Source organism: Chryseobacterium vrystaatense, from assembly GCF_000737765.1.
Taxonomy (GTDB): Bacteria; Bacteroidota; Bacteroidia; order Flavobacteriales; family Weeksellaceae; genus Chryseobacterium; species Chryseobacterium vrystaatense.
On record NZ_JPRI01000008.1, the window covers coordinates 60,144 to 74,384 of the forward strand.

The window sequence follows — 14,241 nt, forward strand, 5'->3', positions numbered from 1 at the left end:
ATAAAATGACTTCAACTAGGTTATATGCAGGGATGCGTGACGGCTCCTTAGAGCTCTTCTATATAAAGGAAGAAGAAAGGCTTTTTGCTATTATAGGAGGCAGAGTTTTAGACTATAAAGAACTTCCTTCTGAAGAAACAAGATTTTTAGATCATATTATTGACTCTGAACCTGAGACAAAACTAATTCTAGAGGGATGGTTTCCTTCTCGAAAAGAACAAAAAAGGAAGTTGGCAGAATGTCGCTTTGGTGGATTAAACTTTACACCTGATTATGAGGATGGTGTTTTCGCTGCTGATTCTTTTGATTGTCCATTAAAAAACAAGTGTTTAGGCTTTGGGAAAGTATGTAAAAGCATTGAGTATAAGGGTATCCCTTTGGACTCATTTGATGAAAAAGCAATTAGTCTTTTAATTTCAGCAAAAAAAAATACTGTAATAGCGGAGGAACTAGAAATACCCTTGGGTTCTTTTGAGGTGTACCGAACTAAATTATATAATTCACTTAGAATTTCAACGAAACAAGAACTGGCCAGCGTAGCGTTTATTTTGGGCTTGATCTAATCTTTTAACCTGTGCCCCGTTTAGGCGGGGTTTTTATAAAGCATGATAACAAAAACTATTATAGCAAAGCTTGATGAAAATGGCACAATTAAGCAAATCCGTGCTATTAAAAGCGAAGATGAGCTGTATGCTTTTTCAAGAAAATTGAGAATGTATTTTGATTTCGGATTAATCATTATTTCCCCCGATATCCGAGATGAAATGAATGATAAGTTAGATAAAATATATAGAAGTTTAGATTAACTCATGTTTAATTGAGTTTCATGGCGATTAGTTTTTACCCGGCCGGCGATGGTTGGCTGGGTTTTCTTTAAAAATTAAAAATTACTGTATTATGAATAATGATATCCAGGCATTTATCAAATCCTATAAAAATAAACCCTATAGAGATTTTTCCATTTCTGAATTGGTGACTAAGAGGGGGGACGTCTCATTTGATAAATTATTAAAAGAACACAACCACGAAATATGGAAAAAATGTAATTGTGGTAATGAGGAGGATCTTCGGCAGACTTGGCATTGTTCCTCTTGTGGGGCCGTCCTTTTTACTCCAAAACAAAGCGAAAAATAAATAATAACAAAATAATACTATATGAAATACTTAACCATTGTTGCAAACGTCCGGGTTCCTTCAAGTGAAGTTGAGAGAAGCATTCAGGAATTATTGCTTCAAAACGATAGAAAGCTTTTAGATGCTGGATCTGTTCAAACATTTAAGGAAAATTTAATAGCTCATATTAATTTCATTTGTCAAGAGAATAGACGTTGCAGACCACGTATTGTGAGCTGGTTTAGGTTTGGAGATTTAAACAGGGACTTTGGATTGAGTGGTGTCAGATCTATTAACTTCTCTTTATACGAAATAAAAGGAATTGCCGAGTTTAATCTGGATAAAAAGCAAGAAAATGACAAGCAAAAAACATCGTAAAAATATAAAATTTAGATGGCAGTTTATAAGCGCTTTTAGGGATGGTGAAATTGCCGGACAAAGATTTATCAGCGCAATGGAAACAATAGAAGCATCAGCACGCTTTGCTATCTCTAAAATTCAAAAATTTAATACTGTATACCATGAATATAGACTCAATCAAATCAGAAACAGAAAAGCACTACAAATCAGAAGGTTTAGAGGTTCAATTTAGAGAAAAGGTTAATAATCTCAAATCTGATATTGTCCGGGCTTATACGATATACCCTCATATATTTCTCTTTAGCTTTAGTAATTTCTGCAGGATCCGTAACCTGTTTTGCCTGATAACGACCAAGCTCAATGCGCGTATTTCCAAAATTAAGCCAGACCACAACCATGCCTTTTGGAGCAAAACCAAAAACCAGTGTAGAAAAACTGTCATAAGCTTTTCCTCCTCCAGATTCGAAACCTCTACCTAATCTTCTATATTCCTTAGTTTCTCCTTGTTTATCTTCTTTCCTTGAATATGCCCGTTCCATATAATCCCTTATGGTATCAACAGGAAAATCAATATCCAGATGATAATAAACATTTTCATAATCAGCATAATAAGTAATATCAGCACCTATAGGAGTTCCGTACTGCTCTGTCCATAATTTACCCGAATCCCCCCAACTTCCGGAAGAACTTCCATAAGGCAATCCTGCATGGGTTCCTTCTAATGTTTTTATCTTGTCAAATACAGGAGTGATCTGATATTTATTATCCGGATGAGATATTTCAACATGAAAAGCCATTTTTTTATCGTTCATTTTTTGACATTGTGTTAAATGAATACAGAGTACAAAACATACAATATACTGTATTACTTGTTTTATTTTATATTTCATATTATCCATATTGTATATTTCTTGTGCGTTCTTTCCCGCTTGCTACTTTTCCAACCCTCGGTCCGTATCCTATTTTGGTGGCACTGGCAGACCAATGAAGGTATTTATTCCTCAATCTCTTAAGTTGATCTACATCCATAAAATCTTCGTAATGCAGAGCCTTTATTCTTGTCAGGTAATCTCCTGAAGAATGCCCTTGGTTGTAATTGGGTACATAGGTATTCCGCAGGGTATTGCAGGCATTCATATAATTACTCAACTGCTCATAGATCTTTATAAGAAAAGGATCTGTTATTTTGTGATTGTCAATTCCCTTTTGCATATACTTAACACCAAACTGTTCTTGACCTGAATAATAAAACATCGTATGAAGTGCAATTCTATCATAAGTATTAAAAGGCCTCCGGGTTCCTACCAATATATATTTTGTATTGACTCCATATTTATGGGGATCAGTAATTTTTTGTACCACAATCTCTTCCGGAGTATACCATCCTTCTTCTATAAGTATATTCCTGAACTCCTCACATTTCCTGCCTTCATTTTCCTTTTCTGTATACAGATCCACTTTTTCTTCATTTCCATTAACATAGCATCCTCCAATATCAGAATGTACCCCCGGTAAGATAAACTGTAAGCCCCGTACTCCGGCACTATCGATATCCGTTAAATCAAAATTATCACGGTACTCGTTCTCGGCTGCGATCTGTAAGGTAAAATAGGCTTTTTTTATGGCATCAAGACCCAACTGTCTGGTATCACCACTTATAACTGTTTTTCCCATTATAGACTTTTCCCGGTGATCCATCCCGTAAGAAGCAACAGTATCATACAGTCCGGCAAAATTGAACGTTATTCTTTTTGGAAGAACATCCCAATATGTTAAGCAAGCACCAAAGTATCCATGCTTCAAAATAAGCTCATCATTCTGCCTTACCTCAATGCGTTCTCCTTCTGCTTCATAAGGAGGGACAGCCATCCCTATTTCTTTGGATTTTTTAAGAACTCTTGCAGGATTCGTCGCTATATGCAGGAAATGTCTGGCTGCTGTTGCCCCACGGCTAAAACCAAACACATTTACTTTCAGATGAATGTCTTTTTGTGAATATTTTGCCAATTGCCGGCCTGCTTGCACACAGCCTTTTGTAACCTTAGCAATAACTCCCCGTGGGCCAGTACCAAAGAGAATACCCTGATTTGGCACATTTCCAAACAAGTGCATTTCACTTTTCGTGTCTTCTGTCCCAATACCTTCTATATATACAGCATATTGATGTTCCGCAGTAGGATCCACCGCATCATATCCCCTGGCCACATTGGAATATTCATTCGTATAACTGTCATCCTCATGGTTAGATTCTTTGTAATCTTTTCCGAGATCGGTATTGGTCTTATTGTTCTGGGTTCCATCAAAAAAAAGATTCAGGTTTACCTCCAGTAAATTGACGGGATTATCGTTCGGTTGTATCACTTTTGCATGATGATAACTTACTCCGGATTCTTTTCCGGACTGTTCTATGGACAGTGCGCTGTTATGGCTAATACTTTCCTTAGAAAATGCCAGATAATCACCTTTTACTCTGTTTGTTATCTTACCTTCTACAAAATAGTTTATGCTCATGGTAATGGTATTAAAAATTCTTCTTTCATAAAATCATATATTCTCTCCTGTCCGGAAACATAAAAACAGGATTCCAGCAACTCCTGCAAGTAGGTATATTTCAGGCAAGCCGCTATTCCTCCATCCTGTATATTCACAGAATCTCCGGGACAATGCAGCTCATCAGTTTTTCCATCGCTGGAAACAATGAATCCTCCACTACAGAACAGATTGGATCTCCCCTCCACCAGGTGACGGAAATAGATTCTCTTGGGAGACTCTTCAGTAGCATAAAAAAAGTAGAAAAATGACTGATTTTTTTTGTTAAATAAAATCACACTTTTCCCAACGATAATGGCAATTATGATACTGTCTCTTTCTATATTCAGAACAGAGCATTCGCTAGTGATTTTTAGATTTCTCATTGCTGTTGTTATTAATTTCTTTTTCGGCATGATGCTCTATTTTATGTTCACTGATGATCTCCATTCCTTTTATGGCAATTGTTTTATGTTCTTTTTCGCTAAAAGTTTCCATATCTCCTTTTACATAATGGGTCAGTTTCCCAATAATACTGGTGATAAAGTCTTTTCCCACCGTCAGCATATTCGTCATTCCCACACTTAAAGATTTATTTACTCCTACGGTTTCATTTGAATTCATTTCAACAGCAGTGGTCATATTCTGTCCGACATTGATGGCCAAATTTCCTCCTGCATTCAATGTCATATTATGAGGCGCTGTAATGACGATATTTCCCTGTCCGTCCATCAAACAGGTATTTCCGCTTGGATCTGTAATATTCACGCTCCTTTCATCATCATTCATCAGAAGTTTTATTCCGCTTTTGGTTTGTATTGATCTCATATGATTATTAATTCCTCCTCCTAACCCTGTTCCGCCATGAAACATCCCGCCCATTACAAATGGTCTGTCGGGATGGCCATGTTGAAAATTAACCATCACCTGATCACCCACTTCCGGAACAGCCACATATCCCCGGTTTTGGGTGATCTGATCTGTACCGCCGGCATCGGGGCTCATCACCCTGATGAAATCGGTGTTGTTATTCAATTGCCAGTCAAATCTTACCTTAATTCTTCCCTGCCCCTCCGGGTCGGCATTTGAAATTACCGTTGCAGTCTGAGGTTCCGGTCTGGGATTGTGAAACTCAGGTTTTGGCATATAACCCGTTCCTTCGGCAACAGCTTCAAAAGTTCCCGTATAATATCCTCTGCCATTCACCTCATGAGTGGTTTCTGTAATCATAAGCGTGGTAAAGTGCCGGGTAGTATTGGAATCCTGCTCCCTTATTTTCAAATCTGCAACACATCCGGGATGAAGAAAAGGGATAGAAGCACAGCCTGAAACATTCATAACATCTACAGCTTTGCTTCCCGAAGTGCTTTTTTGAGAATATTCAATATCAAGATGGGTAACAGCTCTTATGGGAGCTATTCTTAAAGAAGGAGTTCTGTAGACTCTGTCATTATTTTCATATGCTGTTCGCGCCAGTTCTCCGAGATGCTTTACGGGAGTTTCTCCTGAAATCAGTTTCTCATTTTTACTGCTGTTATAGCCATAAAACCGGGGCTTTGTATGGACTGCTCTCAGCTGTATATTAACATCGCTTATATTGCTGCCCTCAATTAACTGAATATGATGATTCCCGTGTTGTGGCATCTTCCCAAAGTGCAGGATATAGCCGTCATAAAAGAACTCTTCTCCATAAGCCTCTGCCATTCTTGCCAGATAATTATAATGGGTTTCATCATACTGACAGCTGTAAAGAATCTGCGAACTGTCGTTGGTGTCAATATTAAAATCAAAGTTGAAACCATCAAGTCCCTGTTTGATTACTTCATCGGCAACAATTCCCATATTTACAGGGAGATCTCCTCCAAAGCTTTGGGTATGAGGTGCCCCATCCAGCAAAATCGTAGGACTATATCCTTTGAGTACAATATCACCCAGGCTGGTCTGTTCCCTGCTGAATCCCACATCGGTAATCACACCCACAAAAGATGTACTGGGAGTTTCCTCAACATCTCTGTATTTGAATGTGGCTGTAAGTCTTTTTCCCAATAATTTATGGGCATCTTCCAGATCCTGAGTCTGTGGGTTTTCCAAAGCGTCGTGAGCGAGGATAATTTCAAATTCATGATGCCTGACAGCACTTTGTTTTAATTTAAAGTGCTTGAAATGTGAGACCGGTTTCCCATCTGCATATACTTCAAGTTTTACCACGCGGTTGATACCGGCAATTTGATTTTCAGAAATATGTGCAGCATTATTTTCAGGAATAAAAGCAGACTTTCTTAATTTTGAATAGGCTTCATCCGAGGGTATTTTACCTTCCCTGTTTCTGTTTTTCATCTTTGGTGTTTTTAATAATGGATTATTGTTTTTGACTTCTTTTTAAAATGGGGGAACATTTTATGAAGCACAGCTATATATTGGATTTCCTTTTATATAGCCTCACCAATGAAGTCCTTGTGAAGCCACGAGTTTCACAGATCACTGATGCTTTTTGATTATATCCAAATGTAATGAAATATTTTTAAAAAACAAATTAACTATTTAAAAATGAGACAATTACATACTTAGTATTTTAAACAAATGATGGAATTATGATAAAAAAATCAACAAAACGTACGGTTCCTATTTTAAAAAATAAATTACATTGTTATTTCCATGAAAACATTTTCATATTTGTTAAAATTAATCTAAGTTTAATCTATGAAATAGAGACAGAAACTTTACGAATTACTATTTTTGATAAAATATACACTTTAGAATGTCAGTACACTTTAATCCGCGAGATATCACATGGCTAGCCTTCAATGAAAGAGTCTTACAGGAAGCTATGGACGAAAATGTCCCTTTGCATCTGAGAATACGCTTCCTCGGAATCTTCTCCAACAATTTAGATGAGTTTTTCAGGGTACGTGTGGCGGGATTAAAACGTGCCATGGATTTTAAAGAAAAAGTGATCGCTGAATCTTTTTATCAGCCGCCATCCAAGATCCTTCAGCGGATTAATGAAATCGTGATCAGACAGCAGCAGAATTTCGACAAAACCTGGAAGCATATTCAGGTGGAAATGGCGAATCTCAAAGTTTCGATAAAAAATGCTAAAAATCTAACCGCCAGGCAGAAAGAATTTGTGAGACAGTATTTTGATGAAGTGGTAGAATCCAATGTGATTCCCATCCTTCTTCACGAAAATACTCCCATGCCCTATTTAAGGGATAAAAGTCTCTATCTGGGTGTTGCCATGAGAAAAAAAGACTGGCAGTATTCCAGCAATTATGCGATTATTGAAATTCCGTCCCGTTTTGTAGGAAGATTTGTCCTGCTGCCGACGGAAGATCCGGAAGAAAAAAATGTCATGCTTCTCGAAGATGTCATTACATTCAACCTTCCGCATATTTTCTCGTACTTCGGCTATGATGAATTTGCTGCCAATGCTTTTAAAGTGACCAAAGATGCCGAACTGGATCTGGATAATGACATCCGTACCAACTTCGCAGAAAAAATAGAAAAAGGACTTAAAAACAGAAGAAAAGGAAAACCTACCCGTTTTGTTTTTGATAAAGATATGGACAAAGCCCTGCTGGAACTTCTTATCAGGAAATTAAATTTGACTAAGAAAGACAGCATTATCCCGGGAGGAAAGATCCATAACTTTAAACACTTCATGGATTTTCCTGATGTTTTTGAAACCTATGAAAGACCTGTAGAACGATCTTCTTTTACCCATCAGGCTTTTGAAAATGGGGAACGCGTGACAGATGTTATTTTAAAAGATGATGTTCTTCTTTCTTTCCCTTATCATAAGTACAATCCGGTGATCGATCTTCTGCGTGAAGCAGCCATGGATCCTGATGTAAAATCGATACAGATTACCGCTTACCGTCTTGCCAGCAGCTCCAAGATCAGCAATGCCCTGATTTATGCAGCAAGAAATGGTAAAGAAGTAACGGTTATGCTGGAGCTTCAGGCGAGGTTTGACGAAGAGTCCAACCTGAAGTGGAAAGAAATGTTTGAACCTGAAGGAATCACGGTACTCGTAGGCATTCCCAACAAAAAAGTACACGCCAAATTATGTGTGATCAAAAAACGGTCCCACAACAAAACACTCCAATACGGTTTTGTAAGTACCGGAAACTTCAACGAAAAGACTGCAAAGATTTACGGTGACCATTTATTAATGACCTCCGACCGCGGCATCATGGCAGATATCAATAAAGTATTTAATGTTCTTAAAAAACCAAAGGATGATTTTTTACCGGTTTTAAAGACCTGCAAAAACTTAATAATCTGCCCGCAGTTTATGCGTGAAAAAATTGTGCATCATATCGACAAAGAGATTGAAGAAGCCAAAGCAGGAAGAAGAGCAGAAATCATCGTCAAAGTCAACTCTATGAGCGACAGAGCCCTTATTGAAAAACTTTATGAAGCAGCAAAAGCAGGAGTTATTACAAAAACGATCGTAAGAGGAATCTACTGTCCGGTCAATCAGAAAGAATTTAAAGAAAAGATAAAAGCGATAAGCATTGTAGACGAATACCTCGAACATGCAAGGGTCATGTATTTCTACAATAAGGGTGCAGAAGACCTATACATCTCATCTGCGGACTGGATGACCCGAAATCTGGATTATAGAATTGAGGCAGCTGCAAAGATCACTGACAAAGAACTTAAGAAGGAATTGAAAGATATTCTCGACATTCAGTTGAGAGATAACGTAAAAGCTCGTATTTTAGACAAAAAATTGAGCAACGAGTATGTCAGGAATGATAAAAAGGAATGCCGTTCTCAAATAGAAACCTACAAATATTTAAAAGCTAAAACAAGCAAAAAATGAAGATCGCAGCGATAGACATAGGAAGCAACGCCGCCAGACTTCTGATCAATGAAGTAAAGATCAGCAACAATAAACCAGAATTTATAAAACTGAACCTTTTAAGAATTCCCCTCAGATTGGGTATGGATGTTTTCACCATGGGAATGATCGGGCAGGAAAGAGAAAAAATGGTGATCGATTCTATGAAGATTTTCAGTGATCTGATGAGGATTTACAAAGTCGACCATTACAGAGCCTGTGCTACGAGTGCCATGCGCGATGCCTCGAACGGAAATGAAATCATCAGGCAGGTAAAGGAAACTTCGGGTATCAATATAGAGATCATCTCTGGTGACGAGGAAGCCACACTTATCTATGAAAACCATGTAGCAGAAGGGCTTGACAAAGAATTCTCCTATCTTTATATTGATGTGGGAGGAGGTTCTACAGAACTTACCTTTTACGAAAATGGAAAAATGGTTTATGAAAAATCCTTCAACATCGGAACCATCAGACTTCTGAACAATCTGGTAACGCCGGAAAACTGGCAGGAGATGAAGGAAGAGATTAAAGAAAATATTGTCAGCAAAAGACCTTTGGTTGCTATCGGTTCGGGAGGAAATATCAATAAGGTTTTCTCAATGAGCAAGACCAAAGACGGAAAACCAATGACCCTCGCCCATCTTAAAAAGGTGTACAAGGAATTTAACGAACTTTCCGTAGAAGAAAGAATGACAAAGCATACGCTTAGAGAAGACAGGGCTGATGTTCTGGTTCATGCTTTGAGAATATTCAACAATGTCATGTCATGGTCCGATATCAGCAGAATCTTTGTTCCTAAGATCTCTGTAGCAGATGGACTTATTCATAATATTTACAGCCAGCTTCACGAAAAAAAATAAGTTTCTGAAACAGTATAACTAAAAACCAGTTGATTAAGCAGCTGGTTTTTCTTTTTAAAAATATAGCATACTGTCTATTATATCATTTTCAGGAGCTATTTTCCGCTTTCCGCTCTATCTTTTTCGCCACCCACTCCTAGACCTTACCTATTTCATATGCCAAACAGAAAAAGGATGCCGCTGCAATCGGGGCTATAAGGTCAAATATACAACGGCACTCCCCTTCCCTGTTATTTCCAGCACCTTTATACCGCTCACCCATATATTCATAAGCCAAAAACTCAGATTCCTCTCAAAAAATATTGAAAAAATTTCTATCATCTACATTTTAAGAAGATGATTATCAATATTATCTTACAAAATATCGTTTTTTTTCTGTAAATTTAAAGTAATGCGAAATGGTAATACGTCATGCATAATATCAACAGAAAAAAATGAATCCGATCAAAATAATTCTTACGGGAGCAACCGGTATGGTAGGTGAAGGTGTTTTAATGGAATGCCTTGAAAATCCTGATGTTTCAGAAATCCTGAGTGTAAGCAGAAAACCTTCCGGAAAAAAACATGCTAAACTTAAAGAATATTTAATCCCGGATTTCATGGCTATAGATCTTCATGATGAACATCTGAAAGGATATGATGCCTGTTTCTTCTGTGCAGGGATCAGCAGCGTAGGCATGAATGAAACAGACTATACAAAGATTACTTATGATACGACCCTTCATTTTGCTCAGGCCGTTCTGAATCAGAATCCGGATATGGTATTCAATTATGTGTCAGGAGCTCAGACAGACAGCACAGAAAGCGGAAAACTCATGTGGGCGAGAGTAAAAGGCAGAACAGAAAATGCCCTAAAAAAACTGGGCTTCAGGAATGCTTTCAATTTCCGCCCCGGATTCATGAAACCCGTTGAAGGTCAAGTCCATGTAAAATGGTTCTTCAAACCTTTTATTTGGATTTTCCCTGTTTTTTTACCTTCAAAATCATTAACTTTACACGAAGTGGGCAGAGCAATGATCAATGCCGTACATAAAGGCTATCCAACGTCTGCTTTGGAAATTAGGGACATTAAAAACTTAACTATATGAGAGAAACGTTAAAAAGAATTGTTCTGGTCATTTTTGTACTACTGGTTCTGACTGCAATTTCAGGATTTTTCTACATGCAGAAAAATCCTCTCGACGGTAAAACATCCGTCAATAAAACATTAAATATCTCGGGAAACCATTCAAAATAAGTTAATAAGCAGAGACCGTCAATACGCTGGTTTTCAAATTGGAGATCTTGTTTTCTTCAAATTTCTGCCGTTTTATCATATTATCATTGTTACCCTTTAGTCTTTTCACAGTCATTGTTACCTTTTTGTTAAACATTTCTTAAAATTACATTAAAATACTTACAGCTTTTATAGTTCATTTTTGCATACATCTAATGCAAGTAAAAAATGATCAACAATTACCTATTAAAAGGATCTGTCATTGCCGCATTCTTCCTTCAGGGCGGACTTTTCGGACAGACACTTATCCATTACTGGAATTTCAACAATAATACGTCTGCAGCCTCTGTTACAACTCCATCTTCCACTTTAGTCAGCGGATCTCTTGCTGCCTTAGCCGGAGGAACCAGCCAAATAGATTTTGCAGGGGGTACCGGACAGAACTTCAGTGTTGATAATTTAAACACCAGAAACGGAGATGCCGCCGGAACCCATTTGAGATTTAATAATCCTATTGGGGGATCATTGCAGTTTAATCTTCCAACCACAGGCTATCAAAATGCTGTGGTAAAATTTACAACAAGAAGGTCTGGTCAGGGTGCAGGAACTCAGTCCTGGTTCTATTCTACGGATGGTACCACGTTTATTCCTTATCAAACAGTCAGTCCACAGGATGCCAACCCTCAGCTGGTTACCTTTGATTTTTCTGCAGTTGCAGGAGTTTCCAATAATCCCAATTTTAAATTAAAAGTAGAATTTTCTGCAACAGGAGGCGGAACAGGAGGTAATAACCGTTTCGATAATTTTACGATGGACGCCACTGCATCCGGAGGAGCAGATACTACACCTCCTTCTGTTACCTACCTTCCCGCTCACAACACAAATAATGCCTCCATTGCTGTAAATCCTTCTGTTTCCTTTAATGAAAATGTAAGACTTACAGACAATTCCGCGATCAACGATTCTAATGCACAAAACCTTGTAGATTTCCGTATCGGAAATGCTTCAGGGATTCCCGTTCCCTTTACAACAACTTTTATCAGTAATACAATTACAGTCATTCCAACTGTACCCCTTACTCCCGGACAGACCTATTACCTTGCTCTAAAGCCCAATACAGTAGAAGATCTGAGTGATAATGGAGTAACAGCGGTAACATCCAGCACCTTTACAACCGCCGGAACAACGATTTCTTTGGATAAGAATTTCATTAAAGTGAATGAAAATGCAGGAACACTTGCATTTAAGATCAATGTAACAAATCCTTCTGCAGCCAGCGTTAATCTTGTGGTAAAGCCGGCACCGTTCAGTACGGCAAACAGCAGCGACTTTACATTGGCTGATCAGACTATTAATATTACACCATCTACAACAAGCTATACCGTAAATATTCCGATCATTGATGATACACTGGAAGAACAGCAGGCAGAATACTTTGTAGTAAGCCTTGAAAATCCAACAGGAGCCACCATATCCGGAGATCAGACAGCAACAGTGTATATTGTGGACAATGACAAACCTGCACCGGTTCCTTCGGGACAGATCCAGCTGAATTACGTTGGAAGTTTTGACCCTTCAGGGAATAATAACAGTTCCACAGAAATTGTCATACATGATCCTTCTACACAAAGGTTATTTACGATCAGTTCCATCACCGATGTTTTTGACATTATCGATTTCACTAATCCAACAGCTTTATCTGTAGTTAAAACTGTGAATATGGCTCCATACGGAGGAATCACAAGCATTGCGGTTAAAAATGGTATCATTGCTGCCGCTTCTCCTAATGCCAATCCACAGCAGAATGGCTCTGTCGTTTTCTTTGATATTAACGGAAACTTCCTGAAACAGGTAACCGTAGGTGCCCTTCCAGACATGGTCGCTTTCACTCCTGACGGAACAAAAGTGATCACAGCCAATGAAGGAGAACCTAATGATGCCTACACCATAGACCCTGAAGGAACGATCAGCATTATTGATATTACAGGTGGTATCGGAAATCTCACCCAAACCAACGTCAATACACTGAATTTTAACAGTTTCGATTCTCAGACAGCTGCTTTAACAGCAACAGGGCTGAGAAAGGTAAGAACCAATAATACCCTTTCCCAGGATCTGGAACCTGAGTATATTACCGTAAGCTCAGACAGTCAGAAAGCCTGGGTAACGCTTCAGGAAAACAATGCAGTTGCTGAAATTAATCTGGCAACCAAAACAGTTTCCGGAATCTGGGGATTGGGTAAAAAAGACATGAGCCTTCCCGGTAACGGTTTCGATGCTTCAGACAACAACGGTGAAGTATTGATTGCAAACTGGCCTGTGAAAGCCTATTACATTCCTGATGCGGTTCAGAATTATAAAGTAGGTAATACCCAATATATCGTAACAGCCAACGAAGGCGATGAAAAAGATCTGTCGGGGTACAGCGAAAGAACAACGGTAGGAGCAAATACTTATACACTGGATCCGGTATTGTTTCCACAGTCATCTGTTTTAAAAGCATCCTATAATCTGGGGAGATTCAGGGTTTCCAGTGCTACCGGAAACTTTGATGCCGACTCAGATTTCGAAGAAATTGCAGCTTTGGGAGCCCGTTCGTTCTCTATTTTTAATGCAGATACAAAGCAGTTGGTGTATGACAGCGGAGATAAGTTTGAACGATACATTGCAGCGAATCATCCATTGCTGTTTAATGCAGATAATGAAGCTAACGGTGCTAAAAACAGAAGCCGTGCTAAAGGTCCTGAACCGGAAGGAGTTGCTTTGGCAGCTATCAACGGACAGACGTATGCTTTCATTACTTTGGAAAGAACAGGAGGGGTAATGGTTTATAATATTACTGATCCCAACAATCCTACGTTTACGGATTACAAGCATTCCCGTTCTACATCAGCTTATGGAGGTGACAACGGGCCTGAAGGCATCACTTATATTGCTCCGGGAAATACCACAACCGGAAAAGGCTATGTCATCATTGCTAATGAGATCAGCGGAACATTATCTATGTATGAAGTTGCTTCTCCTCCTACGTTAGGAACAGGTGAGGTAAAAACTGAGAAAGTAACCTTCAATGTATTCCCGAATCCTATAAATAAAGGAAACACATTGTATTTCAACAGAGCACAGGACTATGAACTGTATGATATGTCAGGAAAAATGCTCGGAAGAGAGAAAAATGCTTTGACCATAGACACTTCTAAACTTTCATCAGGAGTCTATCTTGTAAAAACGTCTGAAGGACATATAAAAAGGGTTATTGTAAAATAAGATATAATATATAATTGAGTTGATGGGGTCCCGGCTTTTCCGGG

Annotated in this window: 13 protein-coding genes; 9 read left to right on the forward strand and 4 right to left on the reverse strand. The window is 38.5% G+C overall.

All coding sequences use genetic code 11. From position 1 onward, the window contains the following. Positions 1–5: 5 nt before the first annotated feature. The 4 genes from IW16_RS18420 (at position 6) to IW16_RS18440 (ending at position 1,705) form a co-directional block, all read left to right on the forward strand. Positions 6–563 carry a response regulator transcription factor gene (locus tag IW16_RS18420; RefSeq protein ID WP_034747859.1) on the forward strand — a complete coding sequence of 186 codons (558 nt, stop codon included), beginning with the start codon at positions 6–8 and terminating at the stop codon, positions 561–563. 42 nt (positions 564–605) lie between these two features. Further along, positions 606–806: a hypothetical protein gene (locus IW16_RS18425; RefSeq protein WP_034747860.1), complete on the forward strand. Its 201-nt coding sequence runs from the start codon at positions 606–608 to the stop codon at positions 804–806. 349 nt (positions 807–1,155) lie between these two features. Next, positions 1,156–1,491 (forward strand): hypothetical protein, encoded by a 336-nt coding sequence (locus IW16_RS18435; RefSeq protein ID WP_034747864.1) that lies wholly within the window; start codon positions 1,156–1,158, stop codon positions 1,489–1,491. Then, the gene (locus tag IW16_RS18440; protein WP_034747867.1) at positions 1,469–1,705 is read left to right on the forward strand and encodes a hypothetical protein; all 237 of its coding nucleotides are present in this window, start codon (positions 1,469–1,471) and stop codon (positions 1,703–1,705) included. The genes IW16_RS18435 and IW16_RS18440 overlap by 23 nt, the downstream gene beginning before the upstream one ends. On the opposite strand, the gene IW16_RS18445 is transcribed toward IW16_RS18440, so the two are convergent. The 4 genes from IW16_RS18445 to IW16_RS18460 form a co-directional block, all read right to left on the reverse strand. Beyond that, entirely contained in the window at positions 1,689–2,285 is a 597-nt protein-coding gene (locus IW16_RS18445; protein WP_051890474.1) for a DUF2931 family protein, read from the reverse strand. The genes IW16_RS18440 and IW16_RS18445 overlap by 17 nt on opposite strands. A gap of 79 nt (positions 2,286–2,364) precedes the next feature. Then, on the reverse strand, positions 2,365–3,984 hold the full coding sequence (locus tag IW16_RS18450; protein ID WP_034747871.1) for a phospholipase effector Tle1 domain-containing protein: 1,620 nt from the start codon (positions 3,982–3,984) through the stop codon (positions 2,365–2,367). After that, entirely contained in the window at positions 3,981–4,388 is a 408-nt protein-coding gene (locus tag IW16_RS18455) for a hypothetical protein (RefSeq protein ID WP_034747874.1), read from the reverse strand. The genes IW16_RS18450 and IW16_RS18455 overlap by 4 nt, the downstream gene beginning before the upstream one ends. Next, positions 4,366–6,339 carry a type VI secretion system Vgr family protein gene (locus IW16_RS18460; protein WP_034747877.1) on the reverse strand — a complete coding sequence of 658 codons (1,974 nt, stop codon included), beginning with the start codon at positions 6,337–6,339 and terminating at the stop codon, positions 4,366–4,368. Before IW16_RS18460 ends, IW16_RS18455 begins: the two co-directional genes overlap by 23 nt. A gap of 421 nt (positions 6,340–6,760) precedes the next feature. Between IW16_RS18460 and ppk1 the strand changes: the two genes are divergently transcribed. The 5 genes from ppk1 to IW16_RS18480 all read left to right on the forward strand — a co-directional run bounded on the left by ppk1 (position 6,761) and on the right by IW16_RS18480 (position 14,197). Beyond that, positions 6,761–8,833 (forward strand): polyphosphate kinase 1, encoded by a 2,073-nt coding sequence (gene ppk1 / locus IW16_RS18465; RefSeq protein WP_034747880.1) that lies wholly within the window; start codon positions 6,761–6,763, stop codon positions 8,831–8,833. Further along, positions 8,830–9,714 (forward strand): Ppx/GppA phosphatase family protein, encoded by an 885-nt coding sequence (locus tag IW16_RS18470; protein WP_034747883.1) that lies wholly within the window; start codon positions 8,830–8,832, stop codon positions 9,712–9,714. Before ppk1 ends, IW16_RS18470 begins: the two co-directional genes overlap by 4 nt. A gap of 434 nt (positions 9,715–10,148) precedes the next feature. Continuing rightward, entirely contained in the window at positions 10,149–10,802 is a 654-nt protein-coding gene (locus tag IW16_RS18475; RefSeq protein WP_034747886.1) for an NAD-dependent epimerase/dehydratase family protein, read from the forward strand. After that, complete coding sequence (locus IW16_RS26710; RefSeq protein WP_165572002.1) at positions 10,799–10,951, forward strand: hypothetical protein; 153 nt, start codon at positions 10,799–10,801, stop codon at positions 10,949–10,951. Before IW16_RS18475 ends, IW16_RS26710 begins: the two co-directional genes overlap by 4 nt. Before the next feature lie 207 nt (positions 10,952–11,158). Next, positions 11,159–14,197, forward strand: a complete 3,039-nt coding sequence (locus IW16_RS18480) for a choice-of-anchor I family protein (RefSeq protein ID WP_034747889.1) — start codon at positions 11,159–11,161, stop codon at positions 14,195–14,197. Positions 14,198–14,241 lie beyond the last annotated feature (44 nt).

Bases quoted from the DNA above. Each gene is read 5' to 3' on its own strand.
- IW16_RS18435 (WP_034747864.1), top strand. From the start codon at position 1,156: ATGAAATACTTAACCATTGTTGCAAACGTCCGGGTTCCTTCAAGTGAA.
- IW16_RS18480 (WP_034747889.1), top strand. From the start codon at position 11,159: ATGATCAACAATTACCTATTAAAAGGATCTGTCATTGCCGCATTCTTC.
- IW16_RS18445 (WP_051890474.1), bottom strand. From the start codon at position 2,285: ATGAACGATAAAAAAATGGCTTTTCATGTTGAAATATCTCATCCGGAT.
- IW16_RS18460 (WP_034747877.1), bottom strand. From the start codon at position 6,339: ATGAAAAACAGAAACAGGGAAGGTAAAATACCCTCGGATGAAGCCTAT.
- IW16_RS18425 (WP_034747860.1), top strand. From the start codon at position 606: ATGATAACAAAAACTATTATAGCAAAGCTTGATGAAAATGGCACAATT.
- IW16_RS18440 (WP_034747867.1), top strand. From the start codon at position 1,469: ATGACAAGCAAAAAACATCGTAAAAATATAAAATTTAGATGGCAGTTT.
- IW16_RS18450 (WP_034747871.1), bottom strand. From the start codon at position 3,984: ATGAGCATAAACTATTTTGTAGAAGGTAAGATAACAAACAGAGTAAAA.
- IW16_RS18455 (WP_034747874.1), bottom strand. From the start codon at position 4,388: ATGAGAAATCTAAAAATCACTAGCGAATGCTCTGTTCTGAATATAGAA.
- IW16_RS18420 (WP_034747859.1), top strand. From the start codon at position 6: ATGACTTCAACTAGGTTATATGCAGGGATGCGTGACGGCTCCTTAGAG.
- ppk1 (WP_034747880.1), top strand. From the start codon at position 6,761: ATGTCAGTACACTTTAATCCGCGAGATATCACATGGCTAGCCTTCAAT.
- IW16_RS18470 (WP_034747883.1), top strand. From the start codon at position 8,830: ATGAAGATCGCAGCGATAGACATAGGAAGCAACGCCGCCAGACTTCTG.
- IW16_RS26710 (WP_165572002.1), top strand. From the start codon at position 10,799: ATGAGAGAAACGTTAAAAAGAATTGTTCTGGTCATTTTTGTACTACTG.
- IW16_RS18475 (WP_034747886.1), top strand. From the start codon at position 10,149: ATGAATCCGATCAAAATAATTCTTACGGGAGCAACCGGTATGGTAGGT.